The 241-nt window shown below is 71.8% G+C and carries 1 protein-coding gene; it reads right to left on the bottom strand.

Annotation, left to right across the window (positions count from 1 at the left end; genetic code table 11):
• The coding region (locus tag SB775_RS33230; RefSeq protein WP_410865555.1) for an ATP-binding cassette domain-containing protein at positions 1-227 on the bottom strand (227 nt) is incomplete at its 3' end.
• Between the last annotated feature and the right edge of the window lie 14 nt (positions 228-241).

The following is a 241-nucleotide window of genomic DNA, read 5'->3' as shown; positions in this document are numbered from 1 at the left end:
AAGCCGGAGAGCCGCGCCATCATGCGCAGGTTCTCCTCCGCGGTGAGGACGCCGTCCACCGCCGCTGCCTGGCCGGTGACGCTGATCGCCCGCCGGACGCCGTCGGCATCGGAGGCGAGGTCGTGCCCAGCGATGGTCACGGTGCCCGCGTCGGGCTCCACGAGCGTCGCGAGGATGTTGATGAGCGTGGTCTTGCCCGCTCCGTTCGGGCCGAGCAGCGCGAACACGCTGCCCGTCTCCA

The sequence above is a fragment of the Peribacillus sp. SIMBA_075 genome (genome assembly GCF_046534585.1).
This window is presented reverse-complemented; position numbering and strand designations above follow the sequence as displayed.